Consider the following 15,235-nt stretch of genomic DNA (forward strand, 5'->3'; position numbering starts at 1 on the left):
GGACTGTGGGCACAATTGGTTTCTGCGTCGGACAGCGCGCACTGGATGGGGAGGCAGGGACGACGGTGGCGGAACGGAGCACGGCTGCCGTCGACGTGGCAGACAACAGCGGTGACGAACCGCTGACCGCCAAGGCGGACCAAACCACGTCCGACGGGGTGGCCCTCAACGGGGAGCGGGACACGGACAGCAAAGAGGCACAGGGGAGTGGCGGGACGGAGGGTCCCGGAAAGGCCTCACCGCCCGAACTGCACAGCGGTCACAAACTCGCCAGGCGTTATCGCCTCGAAGAGTGCGTCACCCGACTGGACGGTTTCAGCAGTTGGCGGGCGATGGACGAGAAGCTCCGCCGCGCCGTCGGGGTGCATCTGCTGCCCGCCGATCATCCGCGTGCCCGCTCGGTACTGGCGGCGGCCCGTTCCTCCGCCCTGCTGGGCGATCCCCGGTTCGTCCAGGTGCTGGACGCGGTCGAGGAGAACGACCTCGTCTACGTGGTGCACGAGTGGCTGCCTGACGCCACGGAACTCACCGCCCTGCTCGCCTCGGGCCCCCTCGAGGTGCACGAGGCCTACCAGATGGTCAGTCAGATGTCGGGGGCCATGGCCGCCGCGCACCGCGAGGGTCTCGCCCATCTCAAGCTGACCCCGGGCGCCGTGCTGCGCACGTCGACCGGCCAGTGGCGCATCCGCGGGCTCGCCGTGAACGCGGCGCTGCGCGGTATCAGTTCGGACACCCCGCAGCGCACCGACACCGAGGCGATCGGCGCGCTCCTGTACGCCGCCCTCACCCAGCGCTGGCCGTACGAGAACGACGCCTACGGCCTGTCGGGGCTGCCCAAGGGCGTCGGCCTCATCGCACCCGACCAGGTGCGCGCCGGTGTCCACCGGGGCCTGTCGGAGCTCGCCATGCGCGCGCTCGCCAACGACGGTGCGACCGCCTCCCGCCACGAATCCCCGTGCACCACGCCGGAGGAGCTGGTGAAGGCGATCAGCGAGATGCCCCGCATCCGCCCGCCGGAGCCGGCGTTCACCGCGCCCCCGGAGTACCAGCGCACGACGTACCAGCAGGGCACGTACGGCCGTCAGGCGCCGCGTCCGGGTGTCACGCAGCCCCTGCCGACCCCGCCGCCCCCGCTACAGAGCCGTACCGGCACCGCCCTGAAGTGGGCCGTCTCGGCACTTCTCATCGCCGCGCTGGGCCTGGGCAGCTGGCAGCTCGCTGACGCCCTGATGGACCACGGCAAGCCCGACGACACCAAGAAGACCCAGACGACGGACGGCAACGAAAAGGGCGGCGACAAGACCGCGCCGGCGAAGCCGATCACGATCAAGGGCGCGCAGGAGTACGTCGCGAAGGGCGACGCCCAGGCACCCGAGGACGTGGGCAACACCTTCGACAACGACAGCTCCACGTACTGGCGGAGCAGGAGCTTCCTGGACGGCCCGGAGATGAAGCCGTCCTTCAAGCCCGGCGTCGGCATCGTCTACGACCTCGGCTCGAAGCAGACCGTTTCCGCGGCGTCGATAGGACTCCGCTACGTCGGCGATCACACCACGATCACCCTGTACGCGACGGACTCCGCGAGTTCCTCGACGCCGGTGGATTCGATGACGAAGATCGGGACCATCACGACGACGGGTACCTCGGCGAAGATCACGATCGCCAAGAAGGTGCCGACCCAGTACGTGCTGCTCTGGATCACCGCGATGCCCTACGCCTCCGGTGATCAGTACAGCGGCGCCGGCTACAAGCAGGGCATCACGGATGTGAAGTTCGCCGGCTGAAGCTCGGGGACGGAGGGGAGGGGGTTCGATGGCCGATGAGACCGCATGCGGCGAGACAAGCGATCAGGACCTCCTCACCCGTCATGTCGAGGGCGATCCAGAGGCCTTCGGTGAGCTTGTACGGCGTCATCGCGACCGCCTGTGGGCGGTAGCCCTCCGTACGCTGGGAGACCGCGAGGAGGCCGCTGACGCGGTCCAGGACGCTCTTGTCTCCGCCTACCGGGCCGCCCACACCTTCCGGGGCCAGTCGGCCGTCACTACCTGGCTGCACCGCATCACGGTGAACGCCTGCCTGGACCGAGCCCGTAAGGCAGCCTCCAGGAAGACCTCCCCCGTCGATGACACCCAGCGCCTGGAACAGCTCCTCGAACCCCATGAGTCCGCCGCCGCGCCGGCCGAGCGCAAGGATCTCCACCGTGAGCTCATCGGCGCGCTCGGCACCCTCCCCGCGGACCAGCGCGCCGCCCTCGTCCTGGTGGACATGCAGGGCTACCCCGTCGCGGAGGCCGCCCGCATCCTCGATGTGCCGACCGGCACGGTGAAGAGCCGCTGCGCACGCGGCAGAGCCAGACTGCTTCCCCTGCTCGCCCATCTCCGTCCGGAGAAGCGGGACGACGAGAAGACGAAGAAGTCGGGCGGCGGGCGGAACCGGACGCAGGGGACATCCGTCCCACCCGCAGCGGGGCCTCACGCGTCGGGTCCCCGCGACCCGGGTCCGAGCGATTCAGCTGCTGTGAAGGGCGGAGGTGGGCGGGCGTGACATCCACGACGGACAAGGCCGGACACCCGGACGTCGCGGAGATCTCCGACCTCACCGAAGGTCTGCTCCCGCCTTCGCGTACCGAGGACGTTCGACAGCACCTCGAGGAATGCACCCTCTGCTCCGACGTGTACGACTCCCTGGAGGAGATCCGCGGTCTTCTCGGCACCCTGCCGGGCCCCCCGCGCATGCCGGACGATGTCGCCGAACGCATCGACGCCGCGCTCGCCGCGGAAGCCCTGCTGGGTGCCACGGCTCCCGACGAGACAGACGACATCGGCAGTGCGGCCGACGCTGACACCGGCACCAGCCGTGCTCATGTTTCACGTGAAACGTCGACCGCCGGCGGTCCGTCCGGGCATCCCCAGGGAGCCACCGGCCCCGGTCGCTCGCATCGAGCGCGTCGTGGGCGCCGCAGGACGGTCCTCCTCGCCACCGCCTTCGCGGCCGCGGCTCTGGGGCTGGGCGCGATCCTGGTCCAGTCCCTGGGCGGCGACAGTTCCGGCAAGACCGCGCAGACGGCCACCCGGAACGAGTCGGCGTCGCAGAACGCCTTCTCCGAGAAGACACTGCACACCGATGTCTCGGCCCTTCTCGCGAAGACCAAGGAATCCAGTCCCAGCTCGACCGGCCCCAAGCCCTGGGGTGTCCAGTCGCAGGACGCCGGAACGGACTCGGGCGACGTGAAGACCTTGATCACCCCCACACCCGCCGTTCCCCAGTGTGTCGAGCAGGGAACCGGAGACCCCGGGGTGCTCCTCGCCGCCAGGGGAGGTTCGTTCCAGGGGAAGAGCGTCTATCTGCTCGTGGTCTCCGACGCCTCCGACAAGGCGAAGGTCACCGCGTACATCGTCGACGCCGCCTGTGCGAATGAGGCGTCACCGTCACCCGGCAAGCTGCTCCTGACGCGGTCGTACGCGCGTTCCTGAAGCCACCTGCCACCGGCTTGCCGACCCATCGACGGCTGCCGTCCCGCACGCCTCATCGGCACGTCCTGACGCCTCACGGCTCAGAGCTGTGCCACCCCGGCGCCACTGGGCATCGCCTTCCGGCATCCGGTGACCGTGTGCCCTGACACAGCGGGAATTGAAGCCCCTTAGGATCCGTTGGGTGGGGTGAGAGTACTGAGAGATGCTCCCACCGGTACGCAGCAGTCTCCAGAGACGAGGAATCAAGCCGTGAGCGACGTCCGTAACGTGATCATCATCGGGTCTGGGCCCGCCGGCTACACGGCGGCGCTCTACACCGCGCGCGCGTCGCTGAAGCCGCTGGTCTTCGAAGGCGCCGTCACCGCGGGCGGTGCGCTGATGAACACCACCGAGGTCGAGAACTTCCCCGGCTTCCAGGACGGCATCATGGGCCCGGAGCTGATGGACAACATGCGCGCCCAGGCTGAGCGCTTCGGCGCCGAGCTGGTCCCGGACGATGTCGTCGCCGTCGACCTGACGGGCGAGATCAAGACCGTCACGGACACCGCCGGCACGGTTCACCGCGCCAAGGCCGTAATCGTCACGACCGGCTCGCAGCACCGGAAGCTCGGTCTGCCCAACGAGGACACGCTCTCCGGGCGTGGCGTCTCCTGGTGCGCGACCTGTGACGGCTTCTTCTTCAAGGACCACGACATCGCCGTGATCGGCGGTGGCGACACCGCGATGGAGGAGGCCACCTTCCTCTCGCGCTTCGCCAAGTCCGTCACCATCGTCCACCGCCGGGACAGCCTCCGCGCCTCCAAGGCGATGCAGGAGCGTGCTTTCGCCGACCCGAAGATCAAGTTCATCTGGGACAGCGAGATCGCCGAGATCAAGGGCGACCCGAAGCTGGCCGGTCTGACGCTGCGCAACCTGAAGACCGGCGAGACCTCGGAGCTGCCGGTGACCGGTCTGTTCATCGCGATCGGTCACGACCCGCGCACCGAGCTCTTCAAGGGCCAGCTCGACCTGGACGAGGAGGGCTACCTGAAGGTCGCCGCTCCCTCGACCCGTACCAACGTGACGGGCGTCTTCGGTGCCGGTGACGTCGTGGACCACACCTACCGCCAGGCGATCACCGCGGCCGGTACGGGCTGCTCCGCCGCCCTCGACGCCGAGCGCTACCTCGCCGCCCTTGCGGACAGCGAGACCGCGGCCGCCACCGTCTGATCACCCCGTCTTTCCCACGCAACAACAGATTAAGGAGCCCGCCGTGGCCGGCACCCTCAAGAACGTGACCGACGACTCCTTCGACCAGGATGTCCTCAAGAGCGACAAGCCCGTACTGGTGGACTTCTGGGCTGCCTGGTGCGGTCCGTGCCGCCAGATCGCGCCGTCGCTCGAGGCCATCGCCGCGGAGCACGGCGACAAGATCGAGATCGTCAAGCTCAACATCGACGAGAACCCGGCGACGGCCGCCAAGTACGGAGTCATGTCGATCCCGACCCTGAACGTCTACCAGGGAGGCGAGGTCGCCAAGACCATCGTCGGCGCCAAGCCGAAGGCCGCGATCCTGCGCGACCTTGACGAATTCATCGCCTAGTAGTCATCGAGGGCCGCACACGCGGCGTGTGTTTCACGTGAAACACAGATGGGCCGACCCGAGAGGGCCGGCCCATTTCCTTTGCCCTCACAGGGGACGCAGCGCGGGCTCTTTCTGTACCGCTCCGAGGAGCCGGTCCAGCGCCAATTCCATGTCCTCTTTCCAGGACAGGGCGGTCCGCAGCTCCAGCCGGAGCCGGGGGTACCGGACGTGCGGGCGCACGGTCTTGAAGCCCACCGCGACCAGATGGTCGGCGGGGAGCACGCAGGCGGGTTCCTTCCACCGTGCGTCCCCGAAGGCCTCGATCGCCCTGAACCCCCGGCGCAGCAGGTCCTTGGCCACCGTCTGGACCATCACCCGGCCCAGCCCCTGTCCCTGATAGCTCGGCATGATGAACGAGGTCATGAGCTGAACCGCGTCCGGTGCGACGGGGCTTGTGGGGAAGGCCGTGGAGCGAGGGACGTAGGCGGGCGGCGCGTAGAGCACGTATCCCACCGGCACATCATCCACGTAGGCGACCCGGCCGCAGGATCCCCAATCCAGGAGAACCGAGGAGATCCACGCTTCCTTCTCCGGGGCGCTCGTGCCCGCGTTCAGCGCGGCTTCACCGCGGACGGGATCCAGTTCCCAGAAGACGCACGCACGACAGCGGTTGGGAAGGTCCGGAAGGTTGTCCAGCGTGAGCGGTACGAGCCGGCGCCCCATGACGGATCTTCCTCGCTTCGTTCGCCCGCGGCGTCACGGGCGGCTGTCAGATGGCTCCGCTCTCTGAGCAGGCTGCCGACGAACCCGCCGACCGCTCCCAGGCCCAGACCTACGGTCACCAGTCCGGTACGGCTCACGGTCTGCATGACCCCCGCCTCCCCGATGAAGGTGCTGCCAGGTGGATCGCCATACCCATCGCATCGTATCCACGATGCGATTCCATCGATACCGCCGAAAAGCAAAGAGCGGGCCGTTTTCCGGCACACACCGGACACGGCCCGCTCTTCTGGTGGACCGACGAGACATCGGTCCACCAGAACTCCGGCTCAGCCTTCCGCGTCGTCGGAGTCGTCGTCCAGAAGGCTCTTCTGAAGGACCGGCCCCTCACCCGGGGCGAGAGAGCCGAGGATGCGTTCAAGGTCTTCCATCGAAGCGAACTCGACAGTGATCTTGCCCTTCTTCTGCCCCAGATCGACCTTCACCCGGGTCTCGAAGCGGTCCGAGAGCCGCGTCGCCAGATCGCTCAGCGCCGGAGAGACCCGGCTGCCGGCTCGCGGGCCCTTGGAGCGCTGCGCCGACTGCGGACGCGACCCCATGAGCGTCACGATCTCCTCGACGGCCCGCACCGAGAGCCCCTCGGCGACGATGCGGTGCGCCAGGCGGTCCTGCTCCTCCGAGTCGTCGACCGCGAGAAGGGCACGAGCGTGTCCCGCGGAGAGAACCCCCGCGGCCACACGACGCTGAACCGACGGGGAGAGCTTCAGCAGACGCAGCGTATTGGAGACCTGCGGGCGCGACCGCCCGATCCGGTCCGCCAACTGATCATGGGTGCAGTTGAAGTCCTTGAGCAGCTGGTCGTAGGCCGCCGCCTCTTCCAGCGGGTTCAGCTGAGCGCGGTGGAGGTTCTCCAGGAGCGCGTCCAGGAGGAGCTTCTCGTCCTCCGTGGCGCGCACGATGGCGGGAATGGCCTCGAGTCCCGCCTCACGGCAGGCGCGGAAGCGGCGCTCGCCCATGATGAGCTCGTAGCGCCCGGACCCCACCTGGCGGACCACGACGGGCTGGAGGAGTCCGACCTCCTTGATGGAGGTCACCAGCTCGGCAAGAGCGTCCTCGTCGAAGATCTCACGCGGCTGGCGCGGGTTCGGCGTGATGGCCTCGAGGGGCAGCTCGGCGAAGTGCGCACCGACGGGAGCCGGAAACGTCTCCAGCGATCCGTTGGACAGCCCCTCCTCCGTTTCACGTGAAACAGAGGGCAGCGTGGTCACCTTCGCCACCGCCACCCCGCGCTCCGCCGTGAGAACGGGGCCGGCGGTCGACGCGGAGGGAGCCCCGCTCGCCGCGCCACCCGGACGCTCACCTGTCGGAGCCGCGGGGATCAGTGCGCCAAGGCCCCGCCCCAGACCCCGTCGTCGGTCGCTCACTGGATCCCCTCCACCATGTTCTGATCGTTCTGTCCGCCCACATGGGCATGTTGCGCGTCGTACGCCACGCCGACTCCTCGCAGGGCGATTTCGCGCGCGGCCTCAAGATACGAGAGAGCACCGCTCGAACCCGGATCGTAAGTCAGAACCGTCTGCCCGTAGCTCGGGGCCTCCGAAATGCGTACCGAGCGCGGGATGCTCGTGCGCAGCACCTCCTTGCCGAAGTGGCTGCGCACCTCCTCCGCGACCTGGGACGCGAGCCGGGTCCGGCCGTCGTACATGGTGAGCAGGATCGTCGAGACGTGAAGGTCGGGGTTGAGGTGCCCCCGCACCAGGTCCACGTTGCGCAGCAGCTGCCCCAGTCCTTCGAGTGCGTAGTACTCGCACTGGATGGGGATGAGCACCTCCGCGCCGGCGACCAGGGCGTTGACCGTCAGCAGACCCAGCGACGGCGGGCAGTCGATGAGGACATAGTCCAGCGGCTGCTCGTACGCGAGGATCGCCCGGTCCAGTCGGCTCTCCCGAGCCACCAGCGACACCAGTTCGATCTCCGCACCGGCGAGATCGATGGTGGCCGGGGCGCAGAAAAGGCCCTCGACGTCGGGGACCGGCTGAACGACTTCGGAGAGCGGCTTGCTGTCGATCAGCACGTCATAGATCGAGGGGACCTCGGCGTGGTGATCGATGCCCAGAGCCGTGGACGCATTGCCCTGAGGGTCGAGGTCGATCACCAGGACCCGGCCACCGTGCAGGGCCAGCGAGGCGGCAAGGTTGACCGTGGTCGTGGTCTTACCCACCCCACCCTTCTGGTTGGCGACCACGATGACTCGGGTCTGTTCGGGCCGTGGCAGGCCCTCACCGGCGCGACCTAGCGCCTCCACAGCCAGCTGGGCAGCACGACCGATAGGAGTGTCGTCCATCGGGGGCGGTGTTTCACGTGAAACATCCTCCCCCATCGATTCGGTACGGGGACCGGGGACCGGGTCGGTCATCGGTCCCGCGATGTTGGCGTCGGACCGCAAGGATTCACTCTCCTCGACTTCAGGCTCGCAATGAACAGAGCCTCCCATGCCATTGGGGTCGTGAACCAGCGAGGCCCGTTCTTCTGTGGAGAAATCCACCTCTGTGGACAACTTCGCAGCCCCTCCGAGTGACCCGAGGGGCTTCCGATCGCGGGGTTCGGCCGCAGCTCGGCCGCGACTGATGATGCCGTGCAACAGTGAGCGACGTTTCACGTGAAACACGATGCCGAGCTACGCAGGTCAGTGCGGCGCGACACTCCGATATGCGCAGGTTTGCCAGCTTTTGCGCAATAGGTCGCATCATCGGGATCGGAGCACCCGGCGTGAGAAACAACTCCTGGATCGCACAAAGAAACTCCCGGCCCCTGAATGAAGGACCGGGAGTAGCGATGCTCACATCGTCCGGGGTCAGCGGCGGCGCCGCGTCCGACCCGTCCTGGCGGCCTTGGCCCGCTTCGCCGCGAAGCGCACCCCTCCGGGGCTCTCGCCCACCTCCACCCGCACCACGGTGGACAACGGGTCCACGATGCCCTCGCCGACCTGGAGGACGGAGGTGGCCACGGCTCCGAGCTTGCTCAGCGCCGTGGCGGAAGCCTTCAGCTCCTCCTCGGCCGTGTCGCCCTTCAGGGCCAGCATCTCGCCGTACGGGCGCAGCAGCGGAATGCCCCACGTCGCCAGCCGGTCCAGCGGGGCCACCGCCCTGGCGGTCACCACATGAACCGGCTGAAGCTTCCCCATGACCTCCTCGGCACGGCCGCGCACGACGGTCACATGGTCGAGCCCGAGCAGCTCGACGACCTCCGTGAGGAAGTTGGTCCGGCGCAGCAGCGGCTCAAGGAGCGTGATCTTGAGGTCCTCGCGGACGAGAGCCAGGGGAATGCCGGGCAGCCCCGCACCGGAACCCACGTCGCACACGGTCACGCCCTCCGGCACGACCTCGGAGAGCACCGCACAGTTCAGCAGGTGCCGCTCCCAGAGCCGGGGCACCTCGCGGGGGCCGATGAGCCCACGCTGTACTCCTGCCTCGGCCAGCAGTTCCGCGTACCGGACCGCGTCCGCGAAGCGATCACCGAATACCTCGCGCGCCTGCTCGGGCGCGGGGGGAAGCTCCGCTGCCTCCGTCACGGGGGACCGTCCTTCCGTACCGCTTGAGCGCACTGAGCGCTGATCACCAGGACTATCAGGCTGACAAAATTCGGCCCCGCCTGCTCAACAGACGGGGCCGAAGGAACGCATGTACCGATCAGGCGGGAAGCACGACGACGAAGCGCTGCGGCTCCTCGCCCTCGGACTCGCTGCGCAGGCCCGCGGCCTTGACCGCGTCGTGCACGACCTTGCGCTCGAAGGGCGTCATCGGGTCCATCTTGACCGGCTCACCGGAGCTCTTGACCTCGGCGGCGGCCTTGGCACCCAGCTCGGAGAGCTCTTCGCGCTTCTTGGCCCGGAATCCCGCGATGTCCAGCATCAGCCGGCTGCGGTCCCCGGTCTCCCGGTGCACGGCCAGGCGCGTGAGCTCCTGGAGTGCCTCCAGCACCTCGCCGTCGCGGCCGACCAGCTTCTGGAGGTCTCGGCCACTCGAGTCGCTGATGATCGAGACAGCGGCGCGATCGGCCTCGACGTCCATGTCGATGTCACCGTCGAGATCGGCGATGTCGAGCAGACCCTCGAGGTAGTCCGCCGCGATCTCGCCTTCCTGCTCCAGGCGGGTCAGGGTGTCGCCCTCAGCGGCGGCGGAGGTGGTGCCTTCCGTCACGGGATGGACTCCTTCTTACTTCTTGGACGGGGACTTGGGCCGCTGCGGGCCCTTGCGCTGTCCGGACTGGGCCTTGCTGCGGGTACCGGTGCCGGGCTTGTTGCCGGTACCGGCGGCCGGCTTCGCGGCGGAGGGCGTGGTGTCCTGCTGCTCGTCGGACTTGCTCAGCGACGTCTTCGGCTCGGACTCGTCCGCCTGCGCACCGCCGACGGCCGCGCCCGACTGCCGCTGGGCCTTGGACTGGCGCTTCGGCTGCTGACGCTTGGGAGCGGCGGGCGCGGTGGTCGTCGTGGTGCCGTCCTCGGACTCGACGACGACCGCGTTGTCACTGGTCACCACCAGGCCGTCGGGCTGGGCCACGAGGCCCGCCTTGGTCAGGCTGTTGATGAACTTGCGCTCGAACTCGTTGCGGTCGCGGCCCTTGGAGACGATGGCCTTGACGATGGCCTTCTCACCACGTCCGCGCGTCTTGCCGTGCTGCGTGACGTTCTTCTCGAGGCGCTCGAGGTAAGCGGCCTGAGCCTTCGAACCCGGGGTCGGGTTGTTGCGGATGACGTACATCTGCTGGCCCATGGTCCACACGTTGGTGGTCAGCCAGTAGACGAGGACACCGACCGGGAAGTTGATGCCGAAGACGGCGAACATGACCGGGAAGACGTACATCAGCATCTTCTGCTGCTGCATGAAGGGCGTCTTCACCGTGGTGTCGACGTTCTTCGTCATCAGCTGACGCTGGGTGTAGAACTGCGAGGCCGACATCATCACGATCATGATCGCGGTGACGACACGGACGTCCATCAGCGTGGCGCCGAGCTGGTGGACCGTCTCGGCGCTGTCGGTGAACTTCGCCGCGAGCGGGGCACCGAAGATGTGGGCCTTACGAGCGCTGGCGAGCAGCTGGTCGTCGATGACGCCGATCGTCGTGCCCGTCGCGATGCCGTTGAGCACGTGGTAGAGGGCGAAGAAGAACGGCGACTGGGCCAGGATGGGAAGGCACGAGGAGAGCGGGTTGGTACCCGTCTCCTTGTACAGCTTCATCATCTCTTCGGACTGGCGCTGCTTGTCGTTCTTGTAGCGCTCCTGGATCTTCTTCATCTCGGGCTGCAACGTCTGCATCGCCCGAGTGGCCTTGATCTGCTTCACGAAGAGCGGGATCAGGCAGATACGGATCAGGACCACCAGGGACACGATGGACAAGCCCCAGGCCCATCCGGTGTCGGGACCGAAGATCTGCCCGTACACGGCGTGGAACTGGACGATGACCCAGGAAACAGGTGTCGTGATGAAGCTGAAAAGACTGGCAATCGTGTCCACTAATCAAGCTCCTTGAGCATGGGACGGGGTCTCGGCGGCCGGGCCCGGGGCAGTGGTGTCCCCGGTGGCCGGTTCGGCGGCGGAGGTCCCGCCCTTGCGTGCACGCCAGGCGTTACGCAGCAATTCGTGCCACCGCGGACGCTTGCGCTGCGGAACATGGTCCACACCGCCCAGCGACCACGGATTGCACCGGAGGATGCGCCAGGCGGTGAGTGCCGTTCCCTTGATCGCACCGTGCCGGTCGATGGCCGTGTAGCCGTATCGGGAGCACGACGGGTAGTACTTGCAGACCGGCCCGAGCAACGGGCTGATCGTCCACTGGTACAGCTTGATGAGAGCAAGCAGTGGGTACTTCATCGCGCGCCCCCTCCCAGTAGCCGCTGGAGAGCGGCGTCCAGGTCTCGGGCCAGCTGTTCATGGTCGGCGTCACCCGCACCGGGCAGCGCTCGTACGACTACCAGGCTACCGGGGGGCAACTGAGCCACTCGGTCGCGCATCAGATGGCGAAGTCTGCGCTTCACTTTGTTGCGCACGACGGCTCCGCCCACGGCTTTGCTCACGACGAAACCCGCACGCGTCGAGGGAGCGCTCTCCCCAGGCGCGTGCGGGTCCGTTGCACCGCTACGTAGATGGACGACGAGAAGCGGGCGTCCGGCCCGGCGTCCTCGGCGTACCGCGGTCGCGAAGTCTTCGCGCCGCCTCAGCCGATGCTCGGTAGGCAGCACGAGATCATGACCTGTGAGTAATCAGGCGGACAGGGCGGCGCGACCCTTGCCACGGCGGTTCGCGAGAATCGCGCGGCCGGCACGGGTGCGCATCCGCAGGCGGAAGCCGTGGGTCTTGGCGCGACGACGGTTGTTCGGCTGGAAGGTGCGCTTGCTCACTCGGGGGCTCCAGAAAGAATCGGTGGTGGCGGGGTGCCGTCCTGGCTGTCACCGTGCGCCCACGAGGAAACTCGCATTACGCCCGAGTGCACCGCTTCCCGATCACTCTTCGTGATCTGTGCCCATCGGAGGCAGGCGGCAGCAGCCATCGACAACTCGACCTGGTTACGGTACGCGCGGCTACGCCATCCGGTCAAACCCACCCCCGGCGGGGGACACTGTCCACAGGCTGGGGACAACAACTTGAACCGTACCCGTCGCCCTGACTACCGTGGCTGAACTCCGATTCGTTCCCTTCCCGCCGCCCCAGCGGCTTTGTTCCCCCCGCCCCAAGCGACTGACTTCCCAACCTGTTCCCAGAACCACACGTTCGTGGGACCCGTGAGAGAGCGTGCCCCGTGGCTGACGTACCTGCCGATCTTGCCGCAGTGTGGCCACGCGTACTGGAACAACTCCTGGGCGAGGGCCGCGGGCAGGGTGTCGAGGTGAAGGACGAGCACTGGATCAAGCGCTGCCAGCCCCTGGCGCTGGTCGCGGACACCGCTCTGCTCGCCGTCCCCAACGAGTTCGCCAAGAACGTGCTGGAAGGCCGTCTCGCTCCGATCGTGAGCGAGACGCTGAGCCGCGAGTGCGGCCGCCCCATCCGGATCGCCATCACCGTCGACGACTCCGCGGGCGAGCCTCCCATGCCCGCCCCGCCCCGCTACGAGGAGCCGGAGCTCCCCGCCGGACCCGGCCAGGGCCGTGACCCCTACGAGAACAAGGGCCGCGACGAGCGGGGCGGCTACGACGGCGGCTCGTACGAGGGCGCGCCGTCCCGGGACGACCGCGGCGGCTACGAGAGCCAGGCACGGGACGACCGCGGCTACGACGGCGGCCAGGGCCGCGACGACCGCGGGGCGTACGAGCCGCAGGGCCGCGACGACCGCTCCCCGTACGACTCCCGCCGCGACGGGTACGAGGGCTACGGCCGCCACCGCGCCGACGACCACCGCGGCGGCCGTGCCGAGCCCCTGCCCGGCGCCCCGGGCGACCAGCTGCCGACCGCCCGTCCCGCGTACCCGGACTACCAGCGTCCGGAGCCGGGCGCCTGGCCGCGCCACTCCCAGGACGACTACGGCTGGCAGCAGCAGCGCCTCGGCTTCCCCGAGCGGGACCCGTACGCCTCGCCGCCGCAGGACTACCGGCCCCAGCCGGTGGAGCGCTCGCCCTACGAGCAGCAGCGCCAGGACTACGAGCGCCCCGACCGCCGCGATCAGAACGACCCCTCCGACAGCGGTCAGGGACGCAGGGGCGGTCCCGCGCTGTCGTCGGCGGGCGGCCCCGGCTCGAAGCCGGCGCCGCCCGCGCCGGCGCAGGGTCCGGGTGAGCCCACCGCGCGGCTGAACCCGAAGTACCTCTTCGACACGTTCGTCATCGGTGCCTCGAACCGCTTCGCGCACGCCGCCGCGGTGGCCGTCGCCGAGGCGCCGGCGAAGGCGTACAACCCGCTCTTCATCTACGGGGAGTCGGGCCTCGGCAAGACCCACCTGCTGCACGCGATCGGGCACTACGCCCGCAGCCTCTACCCGGGGACCCGGGTGCGGTACGTGAGCTCGGAGGAGTTCACCAACGAGTTCATCAACTCCATCCGCGACGGCAAGGGCGACAGCTTCCGCAAGCGGTACCGGGAGATGGACATCCTGCTCGTCGACGACATCCAGTTCCTCGCGGACAAGGAGTCGACGCAGGAGGAGTTCTTCCACACCTTCAACACCCTGCACAACGCGAACAAGCAGATCGTTCTGTCCAGCGACCGGCCGCCCAAGCAGCTGGTCACGCTGGAGGACCGGCTGCGCAACCGCTTCGAGTGGGGTCTGATCACCGACGTCCAGCCGCCCGAGCTGGAGACCCGTATCGCCATCCTGCGCAAGAAGGCGGTCCAGGAGCAGCTCAACGCCCCGCCGGAGGTCCTCGAGTTCATCGCGTCCCGGATCTCGCGCAACATCCGCGAGCTGGAGGGCGCCCTGATCCGGGTGACGGCGTTCGCGTCGCTCAACCGGCAGCCGGTGGACCTCGGTCTGACGGAGATCGTCCTCAAGGACCTGATCCCCGGCGGTGAGGACTCGGCCCCCGAGATCACCGCGACCGCGATCATGGCGGCGACCGCCGACTACTTCGGGCTCACGGTGGACGATCTGTGCGGGTCCTCGCGCAGCCGTGTCCTGGTGACGGCACGGCAGATCGCCATGTATCTGTGCCGTGAGCTGACGGATCTGTCGCTGCCGAAGATCGGCGCGCAGTTCGGCGGCCGCGACCACACGACCGTGATGCACGCCGACCGCAAGATCCGCGCGCTGATGGCCGAGCGCCGTTCCATCTACAACCAGGTCACCGAACTCACGAACCGCATCAAGAACGGCTGACGGGGGCCGGCCTGCGGCCGCATCCGTCCAAGGGCGCTCCGGGACCTCGTCCCGGGGCGCCCTTCGCCGTTCCCGCCCCTTCCTGGATGCCTCCGGCGAGGTCCGAAGACGCTCTCCGGCGACCTCGGACACGCGTCCCGGGGACTTCGGGGACGGCGTTCCGGCGACCTCCCACACGCGTACTGAAGGCTTCGAAACGGCGTCCTCAAGGCTTCGAAACGGCGTTCAGAGGGCTTCGGGACGGCGTTCAGAGGGCCGCGGAGCCGCGTTCCGAGGGTTCGCGCCCCGTTTTCGGCGCTACCAACCCGACACCTGCTGTTCGAATCGGGGCGAGGTTACGGCCACTCTCCACAGATGTGGTGACTTTCTTCCGTCCACATCCTGGGGACTGAGAAGTTGTCCAGATCCTGTCCACAGGCAGCACTGTTGAAAGACCATCAGACCAGGTCAGCCGCCTGTGGATTCGTGGAAAAAGTCTCTCCACAGGCTGTGGACGAAGAAGGGATCCACAGCCTGTGCGCAAGGTTGTCCACCGGCGACCCACAGGTCCGAGCCGGTTGTCCCCAGCGATCTCCCGCTTCTCCACATCTCTGTCCACTGTTCGGCAACCCGCTGAGCCATCTCACCGCGTCGAGTGAAAGGCGTCACACCAAGGTGCCGGATTGGCCTGTGGGGA

15 protein-coding genes are annotated in these 15,235 nt (G+C 68.0%); 6 read left to right on the forward strand and 9 right to left on the reverse strand.

The window, feature by feature from the left end:
• Positions 1 to 65 precede the first annotated feature (65 nt).
• The 5 genes from ACZ4AA_RS20595 (at position 66) to trxA (ending at position 5,055) form a co-directional block, all read left to right on the forward strand.
• Complete coding sequence (locus ACZ4AA_RS20595; protein WP_467603907.1) at positions 66 to 1,784, forward strand: protein kinase family protein; 1,719 nt, start codon at positions 66 to 68, stop codon at positions 1,782 to 1,784.
• A 28-nt stretch (positions 1,785 to 1,812) separates the two neighbouring features.
• A complete protein-coding gene (gene sigM, locus ACZ4AA_RS20600; RefSeq protein WP_467603912.1) occupies positions 1,813 to 2,544 on the forward strand; it encodes an RNA polymerase sigma factor SigM in 732 nt (243 codons plus the stop codon).
• The gene (locus ACZ4AA_RS20605) at positions 2,541 to 3,473 is read left to right on the forward strand and encodes an anti-sigma factor family protein (RefSeq protein ID WP_467603915.1); all 933 of its coding nucleotides are present in this window, start codon (positions 2,541 to 2,543) and stop codon (positions 3,471 to 3,473) included. Before sigM ends, ACZ4AA_RS20605 begins: the two co-directional genes overlap by 4 nt.
• Before the next feature lie 249 nt (positions 3,474 to 3,722).
• Positions 3,723 to 4,682: a thioredoxin-disulfide reductase gene (gene trxB, locus ACZ4AA_RS20610; protein WP_467603918.1), complete on the forward strand. Its 960-nt coding sequence runs from the start codon at positions 3,723 to 3,725 to the stop codon at positions 4,680 to 4,682.
• Between the two features lie 43 nt (positions 4,683 to 4,725).
• The gene (gene trxA / locus ACZ4AA_RS20615; RefSeq protein WP_467603921.1) at positions 4,726 to 5,055 is read left to right on the forward strand and encodes a thioredoxin; all 330 of its coding nucleotides are present in this window, start codon (positions 4,726 to 4,728) and stop codon (positions 5,053 to 5,055) included.
• A gap of 87 nt (positions 5,056 to 5,142) precedes the next feature.
• Here the strand turns inward: trxA and ACZ4AA_RS20620 are convergent, their stop codons facing one another.
• The 9 genes from ACZ4AA_RS20620 to rpmH form a co-directional block, all read right to left on the reverse strand.
• Positions 5,143 to 5,760, reverse strand: coding sequence for a GNAT family N-acetyltransferase (locus ACZ4AA_RS20620; protein WP_467603923.1), 618 nt, complete (start codon positions 5,758 to 5,760; stop codon positions 5,143 to 5,145).
• 326 nt (positions 5,761 to 6,086) lie between these two features.
• The gene (locus tag ACZ4AA_RS20625) at positions 6,087 to 7,181 is read right to left on the reverse strand and encodes a ParB/RepB/Spo0J family partition protein (protein WP_467603926.1); all 1,095 of its coding nucleotides are present in this window, start codon (positions 7,179 to 7,181) and stop codon (positions 6,087 to 6,089) included.
• Positions 7,178 to 8,251, reverse strand: coding sequence for a ParA family protein (locus ACZ4AA_RS20630; protein WP_339135598.1), 1,074 nt, complete (start codon positions 8,249 to 8,251; stop codon positions 7,178 to 7,180). The genes ACZ4AA_RS20625 and ACZ4AA_RS20630 overlap by 4 nt, the downstream gene beginning before the upstream one ends.
• A 360-nt stretch (positions 8,252 to 8,611) precedes the next feature.
• Complete coding sequence (gene rsmG, locus ACZ4AA_RS20635; protein WP_467603929.1) at positions 8,612 to 9,328, reverse strand: 16S rRNA (guanine(527)-N(7))-methyltransferase RsmG; 717 nt, start codon at positions 9,326 to 9,328, stop codon at positions 8,612 to 8,614.
• Positions 9,329 to 9,446: 118 nt separating this feature from the next.
• The gene (locus ACZ4AA_RS20640) at positions 9,447 to 9,956 is read right to left on the reverse strand and encodes a Jag family protein (protein ID WP_467603932.1); all 510 of its coding nucleotides are present in this window, start codon (positions 9,954 to 9,956) and stop codon (positions 9,447 to 9,449) included.
• A gap of 15 nt (positions 9,957 to 9,971) precedes the next feature.
• Positions 9,972 to 11,270 carry a membrane protein insertase YidC gene (gene yidC, locus ACZ4AA_RS20645; RefSeq protein WP_467603935.1) on the reverse strand — a complete coding sequence of 433 codons (1,299 nt, stop codon included), beginning with the start codon at positions 11,268 to 11,270 and terminating at the stop codon, positions 9,972 to 9,974.
• Positions 11,271 to 11,273: 3 nt separating this feature from the next.
• Complete coding sequence (gene yidD / locus ACZ4AA_RS20650) at positions 11,274 to 11,627, reverse strand: membrane protein insertion efficiency factor YidD (RefSeq protein WP_261703725.1); 354 nt, start codon at positions 11,625 to 11,627, stop codon at positions 11,274 to 11,276.
• Positions 11,624 to 11,995: a ribonuclease P protein component gene (rnpA, locus tag ACZ4AA_RS20655; RefSeq protein ID WP_467603940.1), complete on the reverse strand. Its 372-nt coding sequence runs from the start codon at positions 11,993 to 11,995 to the stop codon at positions 11,624 to 11,626. The genes yidD and rnpA overlap by 4 nt, the downstream gene beginning before the upstream one ends.
• Positions 11,996 to 12,016: 21 nt before the next feature.
• Positions 12,017 to 12,154: a 50S ribosomal protein L34 gene (gene rpmH / locus ACZ4AA_RS20660; RefSeq protein WP_008741645.1), complete on the reverse strand. Its 138-nt coding sequence runs from the start codon at positions 12,152 to 12,154 to the stop codon at positions 12,017 to 12,019.
• Between the two features lie 398 nt (positions 12,155 to 12,552).
• Here rpmH and dnaA point away from each other — a divergent pair, with 398 nt between their 5' ends.
• Positions 12,553 to 14,559, forward strand: coding sequence for a chromosomal replication initiator protein DnaA (gene dnaA / locus ACZ4AA_RS20665; protein WP_467603944.1), 2,007 nt, complete (start codon positions 12,553 to 12,555; stop codon positions 14,557 to 14,559).
• Positions 14,560 to 15,235: the final 676 nt, after the last annotated feature.

It is taken from the genome of Streptomyces sp. NPDC024698 (assembly GCF_055559015.1).